This window comes from Ochrobactrum quorumnocens (genome assembly GCF_002278035.1).
Classification (GTDB): domain Bacteria; phylum Pseudomonadota; class Alphaproteobacteria; order Rhizobiales; family Rhizobiaceae; genus Brucella; species Brucella quorumnocens.
The window spans coordinates 1,889,251-1,902,500 of record NZ_CP022604.1; the positions used below are offsets into that span (position 1 = coordinate 1,889,251).

Genomic DNA, 13,250 nt, shown 5'->3' on the forward strand with positions numbered 1-13,250 from the left:
GTTATGATCGATCCTGTTTTGGTTGCCCTAAGCCTGCCTAATGTACTCACGCAGTATCTGGTAGATTATCGCAGCCAACAGGACGAACTGGGGCGTTCAACGGCCACAGTTCTGTTCCTCAACCACCCTGAAAAAGAACCGCTGGTTCTGAAGATCGAGCCGACAAACCCCGTTGGTGAACTGGCTGATGAAGCAGCCCGACTTGAGTGGCTTGCCAGTCAGCAAATCATTTGTCCAAGCATCGTTTGCTTTGAGCAGGAGCAAGATCGTAGTTTTCTCCTGATGGCGCGGCTTCCCGGCGCGGACCTTGCGTCTTGCGTTGGAAACCTCCCACCCGAGCGCATCGTCGAAATTCTCGCCAAAGCACTAAAGCGGATGCACGCGAGTGATCCGGCGTCATGTCCATTTGATCATCGGCTCGACATCCGTATCGAAGATGCCCACAAGCGGGTGATTGCGGGCGCTGTCGATGAAGACGACTTTGATGATGACCGTGCAGGGCAATCTGCCAAGGACTTGTTTGTAGAACTTTGCAGCCTCAAACCCGCATGTGAGGATATTGTTGTTACCCATGGCGACGCTTGTCTGCCCAACTTCATGGCAGACGGTGATGTTTTCGCCGGCTACATCGACTGTGGCCGACTAGGCCTTGCCGATCGCCATCAGGATCTGGCACTTGCCTGCTGGAGCATACATTATAATCTTGGCGAGCAATGGATTAAGCCATTCCTCGACATCTATGATGGTCCGGCAATAGACGAAACAAAGATCACCTTTTATCGTCTGTTGGATGAGTTCTTCTAGACGGCCAGCCTCACGTTCCCGGCGAGACGTTTGGGATGGGCTCTAATGCCCAGCCTCGGCCCGTTCACCAATTTTCAGATGGTGCAACTTCTGCGGATTGCGGATCAGATAAATCCCCCGGATCAGTCCATCCTCAATTTCCAAAGCTGCCACTTGCGGCAAGCCATCCGCTTCCAGACTCATATGACCCGGCAGTCCGTCAAACAGTGCAAAATGACGAATGGCTGGCACAAGACCGTCGGCCTTGCGAGCGATGCCGTCATAGAAACGCATGATCTTCTCGCGACCGAAAATCGGGTTGAGCGCTGCATTACGAATACCGCCACCATCCGAATACATCACGACATCTTCCGCTAACAGGCTCTGCAGCGTTGTCATGTCGCCGCTGCGGGAAGCCTGAAAGAAAGCCTCTGCAATTGTTCGGCCACGATCTTCTGCCACAGCATAACGTGGGCGACCGCTGCGCACATGGTCACGCGCACGGCTCGCAAGCTGCCGACATGCCGCCGCGTCGCGATCAAGTACCCGCCCCACTTCATCAAAGCCGACATCGAAAACATCATGCAGAAGAAACGCCGCACGCTCCAGTGGCGACAGCCGGTCGAGAGCCAGCATCAGCGTCAATGTAATATCGTCGCTGCGATCTTCTTCTTCCTCGACAAGCGGCTCTGGCAGCCAGGTGCCTGGATAAGTTTCGCGACGCACGCGAGCCGATTTGAGATGATCCAGTGCAAGACGGCTCGTCACCTGTACCAACCAACCTTCGGGCTCGCGGATTGCTTTCCGATCGGCAGCGCTCCAGCGTAACCATGCATCCTGCACAATATCTTCGGCTTCGGCATGCGTGCCGACCATGCGATAGGCGATGCGGGTGAGACGAGGCCGTAAGGCCTCGAACACATCCGCATCTTTCATTTGTGGCTCAAGCGGCTGCTGCATCAGACTTGACCGGGTGCACAAGACGCAAACCAACCGCGATGCGGTTCCACGCGTTGATGGTGGTGATCAGCATGGTAAGATTCACAATCTCCTCGTCAGTGAAATGCGCTTTCAACGCATCGAAATCCTTGTCAGGTGCACCTGTCTGGGCGAGCAGCGTGAGTGCTTCTGTCCAGGCAAGCGCTGCCCGTTCACGTGCATTATAAAGCGGCGACTCCCGCCATGCAGCAACCAGATAAAGACGTTCTTCAGTTTCACCAGCCTTACGGGCATCGCTCGTATGCATATATATGCAATAAGCACAGCCATTGATCTGAGAAGCGCGGATTTTCACCAGTTCATAGAGGCTATATTCAAGCCCGCTGGCCGCAACGCGCTTTTCCAGTTCCACCATTGCCTGCATGATTTGCGGGGCGAATGTATAAGGGGCAAGTCTCTGTTCCATGATGTCTTCTCCTTGAAGTTGACGACCGCTTTTGTCGTTCATCATCAAGACGAGATAGCCCTATGCAATTGTGACATGCTGCGTAAAAAAATCAGCGCTTTGTTTCAAGAAGTACGCCCGCAATCTTTTCTGCAAGCTTTTCAGCGACTTGTTCCTTGCTCATTTCCGGCCATTCTTCGATACCGGTGCGGCTCAGAATGCGTACCCGATTGCGATCCCCACCCATCACATCGCCAGAAACGTCATTGGCAACGATCCAGTCCGCACCTTTCTTTTCCAGCTTGCGTCCGGCATTGGCGAGCACATCCTGTGTTTCCGCCGCAAAGCCAACCACAAGACCGGGACGTTTTACACTATGACCAACACCTGCCAGAATATCCGGGTTCTCGACCATGCTAAGCGTCGGCGCACTTTCACCGGGCTGCTTCTTAATCTTCTGATCTGCCGCATTGGCCGTCCGCCAATCAGCAACCGCTGCCACCATCACGGCAGCATCAGCAGGAAAATGGCTTTCCACTGCTGCCTGCATTTCACGCGCTGTTTCAACATGGATGACTTTGACGCCTTGCGGATCAGGGATCGTAACGGGCCCCGAAACCAGATGCACCGTGGCACCCAATTTCGCGAGCGCGGCGGCAATGGCGTGCCCTTGCTTGCCGGACGAACGATTGGCGATATAGCGCACCGGATCAATCGGCTCATGCGTCGGGCCCGACGTCATGACAATTGTCTTGCCTGCGAGCGGTTTTGCCCGTGGCGCAAGCAGAGTTTCAACAGCTGCAACAATAGCCAGTGGCTCGCTCATGCGGCCAGTGCCAGCCTCACCACTTTCCGCCATCTCACCTTTTTCAGGACCAATGAACCGCACGCCATCATTGACCAGGGTTAGGCGATTGCGCTTTGTTGCCGGATTTTCCCACATGGCCGGGTTCATCGCTGGCGCAACCAGCACCGGAATTTTTCGCGCAAGCAGCACGGCACTTGCCAGATCATCCGCCAAACCATGTGCCATCTTGGCCATAAGATCAGCAGTTACAGGCGCGACAACGATCAGATCGGCATCCCGTGCAAGCCGAATATGCCCGACGTCCTGCTCGTCCTCACGTGAAAACAGATCAGTGAACACATGATCGGCGGACACCGCACCAATGGTTAACGGCGTTACAAATTGCTGTGCAGCTGATGTCATCAAAGGGCGCACATGCGCGCCGCGTTCACGTAGGCGGCGAATGAGATCAGGCGCCTTATAAGCGGCAATCCCGCCGCCAATAATGAGAAGAATACGTTTGCCCCGCAATGTGCCCGCGGCCGGAACAGAAGCTGGCGTGACAGCGCTCACTCCGTCAACCCCGCCAAGCAGCAACCGAGCTTCCTCTTCCATCGACCGCCCGTTTTGCGCTGCGCGAACGCGCAGCCTTTCTTTAGCGGCATCGTCAAGATTGCGGATTGTAATACTGGCCATTTGATTGCACCGATCTAATGCTGATGCAATCAATGAAATCACTGTTTTGCTGATTAATCAACAATGCGTTGAATTAAAGCTCGATATAGAGCTTAATCGCTATCGCTGCGAGCGAAATTGCAATCACAATCTGTGCGATCCGACCCCAGCGCGAATGCCGTGCTTCGGCGCGTCCGATGGCTTCAGCTGTAGCCTCATCAAAGCGCAGACCGTTGAGCGCCATCTCATCAAGCGCCACCGATGCACGCTCGACACGCGCCACCAGTTCAGGTGTTTTGCGGGTGAAATGCAGCAGTGCATAAGCGCTGTCTTTTGCATCAAGCAACATGCCCTGCGGCCCGAGATTCTTACGAATCCAATCCCCAACCACCGGTTCGGCTGCCTTCCACATATTGAAATGCGGATCGAGCGTACGCGAAACACCTTCCACCACAACCATTGTCTTCTGAAGCATCAGAAGTTCTGGCCGCGTTTCCATGTCGAAAAGCTCGGTCACTTCAAATAGCAGCGTCAGCAGCTTGGCCATGGAAATGGTTTCAGCTGGCTGACCGTGGATCGGCTCGCCAATGGCCCGGATTGCCTGCGCAAAGCTCGCCACATCATGTGTGTGCGGCACGTAACCAGCTTCAAAATGCACTTCCGCCACACGCATATAGTCTCGCGTGATGAAGCCATAGAGAATTTCAGCGAGGAACCGCCGCTGCTGCTTGTTGAGCCGCCCGGTAATGCCAAAATCGACCGCAACAATCATGCCTTGCGGATCAACGAACAGATTACCCGGATGCATGTCGGCATGGAAAAAACCGTCGCGCAACGTATGACGCAGGAAGGACTGGATCAGCGTTTCGGCGATCTTTTTGAGGTCGAACCCTGAAGCGCTGAGTGCTTCCACGTCCGACATTTTGATGCCGTCGATCCATTCAAGCGTCAGGACATCACGCCCGGTACGTTCCCAATCGACATTGGGAACACGAAAGCCTGTATCATCTTTAATATTCTCGGCGATTTCGGAAAGTGCTGCCGCCTCAAGCCGCAGATCCATCTCGATACGCGTGGTCTGATGCAGCGTTTTCACCATCTCGACGGGACGCAAACGCCGCGTAAAAGGAACATGGCGCTCCTGCATACGGGCGACCATGAAGAAGCTCTCCAGATCGCGTGCAAAGCGTTGGCGCACGCCGGGGCGGATGACCTTGACCGCAACCTTGTGTGGCGCGCCATCCTTCATCACATAAGCCGGATGCACCTGAGCCATCGATGCTGCCGCAATCGGCGCGTCAAAGCTCACAAATAGATCATCGATCTTGCGGCCAAGAGAATTCTCGACTGCCGCAACTGCTTCAACCTGCGGGAAGAAATCGAGCCGGTCCTGCAGCAGTTCAAGATCAGCCGCCACATCCTTCCCGACAATATCGGGACGCGTTGCCAGAAACTGGCCAAGCTTCACATAAGACGGGCCAAGCTTGTTCATCGCACGCGAAATACGCTCGGAACGAGCGGTATTTTTCGCACGTTTGCGCGCAAGCAGCTTGGCAACCTTATGCCCCAGAGCAGGCAATCCAGCCGCATCATCGACAGGCAGTGAACTCAAAACGCCTTCGCGCGCCATAATCCAGCCAGCACGCATCAACCGTAGGGCCGCAGAAATATTGCTCATATCGGACTCAGAGCTTCCAGCCGGAATGAAGTGCTGCGATACCGCCCGTGAAATTGCGATAGCTTACCCGCTCGAAACCCGCATCGCGGATCATGCGTGCAAAGTCTTCCTGCTTTGGGAACTTGCGGATAGATTCCACCAGATAGCTGTAGGAATCGGCATCACCCGTGATCATCTTGCCAATCTGCGGGATAGCCTTAAACGACCACTGATCGTAAACCTTGTCGAGAAGCGGGAGTTCGACCTCGGAGAATTCGAGACACATGAAACGGCCGCCCGGTTTCAACACCCGATAGGCTTCAGACAACGCCTTATCGATATGTGGGACGTTACGGATGCCGAATGAAATCGTGTAGGCATCGAAACTTGCATCTTCAAACGGCAGCTCTTCTGCACTGGCTTCAACAAATTCGAGGTTTTCAGCAAGCCCCTTCTTGATCGCGCGCTCACGACCCACACCAAGCATGGAGCCATTGATATCGAGGATGGTGACATGCGCCTGACGACCAGAAGCTTCAACAATACGGAATGCGATATCACCCGTACCACCTGCAACATCAAGCGAAGTCCAACCCGGGCGCTTGGACGGTGCCAGCCAGCCGATCATCGCATCTTTCCAGACGCGATGCAGCCCACCGGACATGAGATCGTTCATCACATCGTAACGCTTGGCAACCTTATGGAAAACGTCGTTGACCAGCCCTTGCTTGGCATCTTCATCGACCGCTTTGAAGCCGAATGAATGCTCCATGCCACCTTGCGCGCCCACGCGGTCCGCATTGCCGTTCTGCTGGCTCATAACTCATCCTGCCGGTTCATGTGCGAAACGAAGACGATCTCCGTTTTCCGTTTGCTTGATGCATATAAAGCTTGTACCGGACGATACAAGCACAGACCGCCAGCCGATACCCCTTTTGTGATCTACTGGTCAGATTCAATCAGATAGAGACGCGCTCCAGACTTGCGGAACTGTGTAAAATGGTCGAAGACAGAGAAAACTGTGCGTGTGCGCTTGCCACGCGTTTTCTCCGGCATCATTCGCCGCTAAAGCATTTCCAATAAAAGTGCGAAGCGGTTTTTCGTTGGATAATGCGTAAAAATAAATAGAGCGGTTCCAACGATTCAGTCCTAACTGGAACCGCTCTAAGGTCAAAAAAGATAAGAAGAAAAGTGGAAAGAACATGGGCGTTATTGTCGTCAGCCACCCGCTTGTCCAGCACAAGCTCACCATTATGCGCAAGCGCGAAACCTCAACAGCAAGCTTCCGGCGTTTGCTGAAAGAAATATCGCTGCTGCTTTGCTATGAAGTGACGCGCGATCTCGAACTGACCACCATGCACATCGATACACCGATGATGCCAATGGAAGCACCAATCCTTGAAGGCAAAAAGCTGGTCTTCGCTTCCATCCTGCGCGCAGGCAATGGCCTGCTTGAAGGCATGCTGGATCTGGTGCCTGCTGCCCGCGTGGCACATATCGGCCTCTATCGTGACCACGACACGTTGCAGCCGATTGAATATTACTTCAAGGCGCCGGAAGATATTGTCAATCGCCTCATCATCGTGGTCGATCCAATGCTCGCCACCGGTCATTCTGCGATAGCAGCTATCGACAAGCTGAAAGAGCGCGGCGCAACCAACATCCGCTTCCTCTGCCTGTTGGCAGCCCCGGAAGGCATCGAACGCTTCACCGCGGCCCATCCGGATGTCGAAGTGTTCACGGCTTCGATCGATGAACGCCTTGATGAAAAAGGCTATATCGTGCCGGGCTTGGGTGACGCTGGCGACCGTATGTACGGCACGAAGTAAGTTTCAAACCGTACAATAGAAAACAAATTAATCCGCGCTGGCTGCTCGATAATTGGTATTGAGCAGCCAGCGCGGATTTTTTATCTTCTCAACATCAAAAGAGACGGAAGATTGATCATGTCCACGGAAACGCGCCTGATGGAACTTGAGATAAGGGTTGCTGAACAGGAAAAGACCATTGAAGAGCTTTCATCTGTCCTCGCCGAGCAGTGGAAGACGATTGATCAATTGAACAAAAAGCTGTCCGCGTTAACGGATCGTTTTCTGACACTAGAGGGACAAACAGCTCCTGAAATCCCTGTCACCAAGCCCCCACACTGGTAAAATCATGATTGAGATTATAACTCTTGCTGATCGTGCCGACCTTGCCGCAACCTGCGCTAAATGGAACCACACACAGTGGGGATATTTGTCGGGCGCAACCGAAGAAGACATCGTTTCCGGGTTGCAGGAGATCATCCACTCCACTGACGGGCAGGCTGTCCGTGCGGCACTCTGGAATGGCGAACTCGCAGGATTCGTCCTTTTGATCCACAATGATCTGGACAGCCACCCTCATCTCAAGCCGTGGATTGCGAGCCTGCTCGTTGCACCGGAATACCGTGGGAGAGGAGTTGCGAAAGCTCTTATGGCCGCAATTGAAGGCGCTGCCCACCAGCTCGGCTACAGCGAAGCCTATCTTTATACGGACAAGCCCGACCTTTACCGCAAAATTGCCTGGGATGACTTCGAGGAGCTCAAGGGCGACGATGAAGGCATGCTGATCATGAATAAGAAAATCGCGCGGTCATAGCCGCGCGATCTTTCCACTTTTATGACGCCGCCGGTATCGGGCAGCTCACGCCAGTTCCACGCAGGCCGCAATAGCCGTTCGGATTCTTGGCCAGATATTGCTGATGATAATCTTCCGCGTAATAGAACGTCGGAGCATCTGCAATCTCCGTCGTGACGGGTCCGAGACCGCGAGCAGCAAGTGCATCCTGATATGCGCCCCTGCTCTTTTCCACAATTTCACGATCGGCCTGATCGAAGGTATAAATCACAGAACGATAGGTTGTGCCGATATCGTTGCCCTGTCGCATTCCCTGTGTCGGATCATGCTCTTCCCAGAACAGTGACAACAGCTCTCCGAGGCTCACAACATTCGGATCGTAAACCACCAAAACCACTTCAGCATGCCCGGTCAGACCAGTGCAGGTTTCCTCATAGGTCGGGTTCGGCGTAATTCCGCCTGCATATCCAACGGCGGTAACGTAAACACCACGAACCTGCCAGAAAAGCCGCTCTGCCCCCCAGAAACAGCCCATACCAAACATGACCTGCTTCATGCCCTCAGGCCATGGACCTTTAAGCGGCTGACCCGACACAAAATGCTTCAAAGCCGTAGGAATAGCATCCCTACGGCCCGGCAAGGCGTCGTTCTGCGAAGGCATTTCAATCTTCTTGCGATAGCTGTCTAGGAAACCCATTCAACACCTCCTGAGACGCACGGGATATGTGCGCACAATCCTCTTGGATAAAGCCGCCTCCAGTCATCATTCTCTTCCGAACGGCTTTAGGCTCAAGCACTGAAAATGCCTAATGGCTTCTTACGTCGATGACCGGCTATGTAAAACAGAAGCGCAAGAACACCGAAAACGAGCCAGCCGGGCTGTTCAAGCACGGGAAGCAACAGCCTGTCCCACACTGCAGACCCTATATAGTGCGTCACGAGCGCTTCTGCATCCCCCAGCGTCTCGGGCGCACCACGTGCCCAAATATCAAGAAGCGATTTGGTCACCAATTCCGAGGCACCCACAGAACGCGCACCATCAAGAATGGCGAAAATGACACCTATCGCCAGAAACAAAACCGCGAAACTACGCAAAACAAAACGAAACACGATTCTCTGCCTTTGAATTTATCCATAAGCATCATGCAAAAATGCGCGCTATTTGCCATTCAATCTATGCGTTACCAGCCGCTAAATTATACCACAAACCGACTATTGCACCCAAATCGAAGAAATTTCCGAAACACACTCAGAATAATATTCTGTAAAAACAATATCTTATGCTTATATTCATGGACATTGCATAGGCCACAATAAATTAAAGCGAAAACTGGCAAATAGCAGTTGAACATATGTGTATTCTGGCTATATTGCGCGCCGCAGCACCTGTTTTGGCAACTAACCAATGCCTGATTTGAAAAGTGGTGGTGCGTTTGCAAGAGTTCTTACCGCACTGCGGATTTCAAGACAGCAAATCAGACGGAGAGGTGGCCGAGTGGTTGAAGGCGCACGCCTGGAAAGTGTGTATACGGGGAACCGTATCGCGGGTTCGAATCCCGCTCTCTCCGCCAGTTTAGCTTAATCATCTCTTTATATATATAATTCAACCGCTTAGTATCTAAGTACCCTTCCATTTAGACCAATTGTTTAGACTCCTACCCACAACAAAAAGTTCCCCGTGAGCTTGAACCCACGGGGAACCTTCTACCTACCCTATCGTGCGTCTTTCGGCCCGTACTTCGGCAAATCGCCAATCATCACATTCGCGAAGATAACGGCAGGGAGCGCATTCCCGAATGGAAGGACACGCAAGATTGCCCTCGCCTCTTGCTGGAACCATTCCCCTTCTGGAAGCAAGCGAGACAATAAAATGCCAGCTTTGTAGACATCATCAATGCCACCCGTTGTGGGATTTCCTAATGCCGTGTCTGTGACCTGTCCTGAAGTTCGGCTACAAGTGAACTGCTGGGGAATTCCGGCGACAGGCAAAATCGTGTCGATTAGCATCGGCGGTACAGAAGCCCACCCGGCACGGGAGAAACTAGCGGCGACTGTTTCCTCCCACGACAGGCGCTTATCAAGCCACGCATCCCGGTCGCTTCTACCAATAGCCTGCACCGGCTCAGCCGGAGGTCATGATCATGGATGTCAATGCCGCTCCATCGCGCATGTTAAGGTTTCTGAGCGTCTGCGTTGTGTACGCCCCGGAAACAAACGTTCTGAATTGCATAAGCATCTATGCAGTAGGGAAGAGACACACGGGGTCTTTCATGGTCACGACATCATTTATGCGCAAAGAGACAATAGAGGCCTCGGCCGTTGTTTCGCGTTTGCTGACTGAAGAAGCCGCAACGATCGCGGCAATCAAACGTCTCTATGAAGAGCGTAAGCCACGTGTGATTACGACGGCTGCCCGCGGCTCATCGGATCACGCTGCATCCTTCTTCAAATATCTGTTCGAGATCAGCGTTGGCTTGCCGGTGGCTTCAATAGGTCCTTCGGTGACATCGGTTTATAACAGCCGCTTGCAGCTGCAGGATGGATTGCACTTTACGGTTTCGCAGTCCGGTGCCAGCCCCGACATTGTTGCGTTGCAGAGGGCGGCCAAACAGGGCGGAGCGATTACCGTGGCTCTCGTCAACGTAACCGACAGTCCTTTGGCGCAACAGGCCGATATTGTGCTGGGGTTACACGCAGGCAAAGAACAGAGCGTAGCTGCAACCAAATCCTGCATCGCGGGCGCTACCGCACTTGCCGCCATCACAGCAGCAATCAGCGACGACAGTGCGTTGCAAGCGGCGCTCACCAGACTGCCGCAGGCATTGGACGCAACGACGAGTGCTCCAATCGATGAGGCATTGATTACAAAACTCGCCTCAATTGAAGGAATGTATGTCGTCGGACGAGGCACTGGGTTTGCAGTCGCATTGGAAGCTGCCCTTAAGGCCAAGGAGACCTGTGGCATTCACGCAGAGGCTTTTTCGTTGGCCGAAGTTATGCATGGCCCCATTCGTCTGGTTCACAGCGGCTTTCCAGTCTTGACATTTTTGAATGAAGACGAAGCATTCAGCGCCAGCAACCAGGCAGTCGACCGTCTGGTTGGTCTTGGTGCTGATGTTATAGCGATTAGCGCTCGAAGCGCTCAACATAAAGCTATCGGGATCACGCCAACGGGACATGGTTTGATTGATCCGCTTGTAGGTCTAGGGGCTTATTACGGCTTGATTGAACGCGTTGCACTAGCCCGCGGTTTTGATCCCGATAAGCCTATGAATCTCAGCAAAGTCACCGAAACCGTTTAGTTTTATCACCCTTTAACGTCGCCTCCTGGACTTGCCCTATGCAGGTTCCCAATAGCTTAGCCCCGGCCAACAATTGTTGCCGGGGCTTTTCTTTATGGTAACGGGGGGCCTGTTTCCTCAGACTGCCATCATTATCGGCGTTGATATTTTGGCATCTGGCGCTCTAGAGACAGTAACCTTTGTTACATGGGGGGCTTGGAGTTGACCCTTTTCCCTCCCACATGATTTTCAGTATTCGGTTTAAGATCCGTTTCGTGCTAGCGTTTTTTTATTGATTAGTGGGCTTTAGATTTGGTTTGCTTTAAACGCAAAAAGCCCCGTCGGAGACGGGGCTATTTCTGATTTGGTTGCGGGGGCAGGATTTGAACCTGCGGCCTTCAGGTTATGAGCCTGACGAGCTACCGGGCTGCTCCACCCCGCGCCAGGGTGTTTATTTTGAACCGGTTTGGTATTTTTTGCGCATCGCGCTTACTAATCTGTTTTGTATTGGTTTGAGAAGATGATTTGATTTGTGTGCTTAGCAGACCTGGCAGCGACCTACTCTCCCGTGTCTTAAGACAAAGTACCATTGGCGCTGGAGCGTTTCACGGCCGAGTTCGGAATGGGATCGGGTGCAGCCGCTCCGCCATAACCACCAGGTCGGCGAAGAACACAAATATGAGAAGCTGGTTGTCTTTCGTGCAGATAATAAAACGATATCAGTTTAAACGTTTCGAAGCGTAGCTTCGCAAGGCCGACTGGCCGTCGCCGATGTTTCGGCGTGCTGTCCGCAGGCTAGCCTGACGTTAGTCAGGCGCTCAGCCGTAAGGACATAAACTAAACTAATATCTATCGAACTTCGTTCGATGGATATTGTAAATGAGAGTGATCAAGTCGATCGAGCTATTAGTACCGGTAAGCTACATGCGTTGCCGCACTTCCACACCCGGCCTATCAACGTGGTAGTCTTCCACGGCTCTGATAGGGAATACTCGTTTTTAGGTGGGTTTCCCGCTTAGATGCCTTCAGCGGTTATCCCGTCCGTATATAGCTACCCTGCTATGCCGTTGGCACGACAACAGGTCCACCAGAGATACGTCCATCCCGGTCCTCTCGTACTAGGGACAGATCCTATCAATATTCCTACACCCACGGCAGATAGGGACCGAACTGTCTCACGACGTTCTGAACCCAACTCACGTACCGCTTTAAATGGCGAACAGCCATACCCTTGGGACCTGCTCCAGCCCCAGGATGCGATGAGTCGACATCGAGGTGCCAAACAACCCCGTCGATATGGACTCTTGGGGGTCATCAGCCTGTTATCCCCGGCGTACCTTTTATCCGTTGAGCGATGGCCCTTCCACGCGGGACCACCGGATCACTATGACCGACTTTCGTCTCTGCTCGACTTGTCAGTCTTGCAGTCAGGCAGGCTTATGCCATTGCACTCGACGAACGATTTCCGACCGTTCTGAGCCTACCATCGCGCGCCTCCGTTACTCTTTAGGAGGCGACCGCCCCAGTCAAACTACCCACCATACACGGTCCTGGACCCGGATAACGGGCCGCAGTTAGACATCCATATAGATAAGGGTGGTATTTCAAGGATGACTCCACAATGGCTGGCGCCACTGCTTCAAAGTCTACCACCTATCCTACACATGTCGACACGAATGCCAGTGTAAAGCTATAGTAAAGGTGCACGGGGTCTTTCCGTCTAACCGCAGGAACCCCGCATCTTCACGGGGAATTCAATTTCACTGAGTCTGCGTTGGAGACAGCGGGGAAGTCGTTACGCCATTCGTGCAGGTCGGAACTTACCCGACAAGGAATTTCGCTACCTTAGGACCGTTATAGTTACGGCCGCCGTTTACTGGGGCTTCAATTCAATGCTTGCACATCTCCTCTTAACCTTCCAGCACCGGGCAGGCGTCAGACCCTATACGTCGTCTTGCGACTTCGCAGAGCCCTGTGTTTTTGGTAAACAGTCGCTACCCCCTGGTCTGTGCCACCTCCACCTAGTTGCCTAAATGGAGGTCACGCTTCTTCCGAAGTTACGCGTGCATTTTGCCGAGTTCC

Annotated in this window: 13 protein-coding genes, 2 tRNA genes and 2 rRNA genes (1 of these 17 running past the window's edge); 6 read left to right on the forward strand and 11 right to left on the reverse strand. The window is 53.2% G+C overall.

Annotated features, from left to right (window positions below):
- Positions 1–3: 3 nt before the first annotated feature.
- Positions 4–804, forward strand: a complete 801-nt coding sequence (locus tag CES85_RS18665; protein ID WP_095447270.1) for an APH(3')-II family aminoglycoside O-phosphotransferase — start codon at positions 4–6, stop codon at positions 802–804.
- Positions 805–846: 42 nt separating this feature from the next.
- On the opposite strand, the gene CES85_RS18670 is transcribed toward CES85_RS18665, so the two are convergent.
- The 5 genes from CES85_RS18670 to ubiE all read right to left on the reverse strand — a co-directional run bounded on the left by CES85_RS18670 (position 847) and on the right by ubiE (position 6,106).
- Complete coding sequence (locus tag CES85_RS18670) at positions 847–1,743, reverse strand: sigma-70 family RNA polymerase sigma factor (protein ID WP_095447271.1); 897 nt, start codon at positions 1,741–1,743, stop codon at positions 847–849.
- A complete protein-coding gene (locus CES85_RS18675; protein WP_095447272.1) occupies positions 1,727–2,188 on the reverse strand; it encodes a carboxymuconolactone decarboxylase family protein in 462 nt (153 codons plus the stop codon). Before CES85_RS18675 ends, CES85_RS18670 begins: the two co-directional genes overlap by 17 nt.
- Before the next feature lie 91 nt (positions 2,189–2,279).
- Positions 2,280–3,650: a bifunctional phosphopantothenoylcysteine decarboxylase/phosphopantothenate--cysteine ligase CoaBC gene (gene coaBC, locus CES85_RS18680; RefSeq protein ID WP_095447273.1), complete on the reverse strand. Its 1,371-nt coding sequence runs from the start codon at positions 3,648–3,650 to the stop codon at positions 2,280–2,282.
- A gap of 73 nt (positions 3,651–3,723) precedes the next feature.
- Positions 3,724–5,307, reverse strand: coding sequence for a 2-polyprenylphenol 6-hydroxylase (gene ubiB, locus CES85_RS18685; protein WP_095447274.1), 1,584 nt, complete (start codon positions 5,305–5,307; stop codon positions 3,724–3,726).
- A 7-nt stretch (positions 5,308–5,314) separates the two neighbouring features.
- On the reverse strand, positions 5,315–6,106 hold the full coding sequence (gene ubiE / locus CES85_RS18690; protein ID WP_095447275.1) for a bifunctional demethylmenaquinone methyltransferase/2-methoxy-6-polyprenyl-1,4-benzoquinol methylase UbiE: 792 nt from the start codon (positions 6,104–6,106) through the stop codon (positions 5,315–5,317).
- 382 nt (positions 6,107–6,488) lie between these two features.
- Here ubiE and upp point away from each other — a divergent pair, with 382 nt between their 5' ends.
- The 3 genes from upp (at position 6,489) to CES85_RS18705 (ending at position 7,908) form a co-directional block, all read left to right on the forward strand.
- On the forward strand, positions 6,489–7,115 hold the full coding sequence (gene upp, locus CES85_RS18695; protein WP_095447276.1) for a uracil phosphoribosyltransferase: 627 nt from the start codon (positions 6,489–6,491) through the stop codon (positions 7,113–7,115).
- A 117-nt stretch (positions 7,116–7,232) separates the two neighbouring features.
- Positions 7,233–7,439, forward strand: coding sequence for a SlyX family protein (locus tag CES85_RS18700; RefSeq protein WP_095447277.1), 207 nt, complete (start codon positions 7,233–7,235; stop codon positions 7,437–7,439).
- Between the two features lie 4 nt (positions 7,440–7,443).
- Positions 7,444–7,908, forward strand: coding sequence for a GNAT family N-acetyltransferase (locus CES85_RS18705; RefSeq protein ID WP_095447278.1), 465 nt, complete (start codon positions 7,444–7,446; stop codon positions 7,906–7,908).
- A gap of 19 nt (positions 7,909–7,927) precedes the next feature.
- Here CES85_RS18705 and msrA read toward each other — a convergent pair whose 3' ends face one another.
- Positions 7,928–8,584, reverse strand: a complete 657-nt coding sequence (gene msrA / locus CES85_RS18710) for a peptide-methionine (S)-S-oxide reductase MsrA (protein ID WP_095447279.1) — start codon at positions 8,582–8,584, stop codon at positions 7,928–7,930.
- 92 nt (positions 8,585–8,676) lie between these two features.
- Complete coding sequence (locus CES85_RS18715) at positions 8,677–8,997, reverse strand: hypothetical protein (protein WP_095447280.1); 321 nt, start codon at positions 8,995–8,997, stop codon at positions 8,677–8,679.
- Positions 8,998–9,368: 371 nt separating this feature from the next.
- Between CES85_RS18715 and CES85_RS18720 the strand changes: the two genes are divergently transcribed.
- Positions 9,369–9,458: transfer RNA gene (locus CES85_RS18720), tRNA-Ser, on the forward strand.
- A 142-nt stretch (positions 9,459–9,600) separates the two neighbouring features.
- Here the strand turns inward: CES85_RS18720 and CES85_RS18725 are convergent.
- Positions 9,601–10,005: a hypothetical protein gene (locus tag CES85_RS18725; RefSeq protein WP_095447281.1), complete on the reverse strand. Its 405-nt coding sequence runs from the start codon at positions 10,003–10,005 to the stop codon at positions 9,601–9,603.
- Positions 10,006–10,157: 152 nt separating this feature from the next.
- Between CES85_RS18725 and CES85_RS18730 the strand changes: the two genes are divergently transcribed.
- Positions 10,158–11,189 carry an SIS domain-containing protein gene (locus tag CES85_RS18730; RefSeq protein WP_095444841.1) on the forward strand — a complete coding sequence of 344 codons (1,032 nt, stop codon included), beginning with the start codon at positions 10,158–10,160 and terminating at the stop codon, positions 11,187–11,189.
- Between the two features lie 344 nt (positions 11,190–11,533).
- Here the strand turns inward: CES85_RS18730 and CES85_RS18735 are convergent.
- The 3 genes from CES85_RS18735 to CES85_RS18745 all read right to left on the reverse strand — a co-directional run.
- Positions 11,534–11,610: transfer RNA gene (locus tag CES85_RS18735), tRNA-Met, on the reverse strand.
- 103 nt (positions 11,611–11,713) lie between these two features.
- Positions 11,714–11,828, reverse strand: a 5S ribosomal RNA gene (gene rrf / locus CES85_RS18740).
- A 225-nt stretch (positions 11,829–12,053) separates the two neighbouring features.
- Positions 12,054–13,250 (reverse strand): 23S ribosomal RNA (locus CES85_RS18745) (it continues 1,712 nt past the right edge of the window).

Coding starts and splice junctions, on each gene's coding strand:
- CES85_RS18665 (WP_095447270.1), top strand. CDS start 4: ATGATCGATCCTGTTTTGGTTGCCCTAAGCCTGCCTAATGTACTCACG.
- CES85_RS18670 (WP_095447271.1), bottom strand. CDS start 1,743: ATGCAGCAGCCGCTTGAGCCACAAATGAAAGATGCGGATGTGTTCGAG.
- CES85_RS18675 (WP_095447272.1), bottom strand. CDS start 2,188: ATGGAACAGAGACTTGCCCCTTATACATTCGCCCCGCAAATCATGCAG.
- coaBC (WP_095447273.1), bottom strand. CDS start 3,650: ATGGCCAGTATTACAATCCGCAATCTTGACGATGCCGCTAAAGAAAGG.
- ubiB (WP_095447274.1), bottom strand. CDS start 5,307: ATGAGCAATATTTCTGCGGCCCTACGGTTGATGCGTGCTGGCTGGATT.
- ubiE (WP_095447275.1), bottom strand. CDS start 6,106: ATGAGCCAGCAGAACGGCAATGCGGACCGCGTGGGCGCGCAAGGTGGC.
- upp (WP_095447276.1), top strand. CDS start 6,489: ATGGGCGTTATTGTCGTCAGCCACCCGCTTGTCCAGCACAAGCTCACC.
- CES85_RS18700 (WP_095447277.1), top strand. CDS start 7,233: ATGTCCACGGAAACGCGCCTGATGGAACTTGAGATAAGGGTTGCTGAA.
- CES85_RS18705 (WP_095447278.1), top strand. CDS start 7,444: ATGATTGAGATTATAACTCTTGCTGATCGTGCCGACCTTGCCGCAACC.
- msrA (WP_095447279.1), bottom strand. CDS start 8,584: ATGGGTTTCCTAGACAGCTATCGCAAGAAGATTGAAATGCCTTCGCAG.
- CES85_RS18730 (WP_095444841.1), top strand. CDS start 10,158: ATGGTCACGACATCATTTATGCGCAAAGAGACAATAGAGGCCTCGGCC.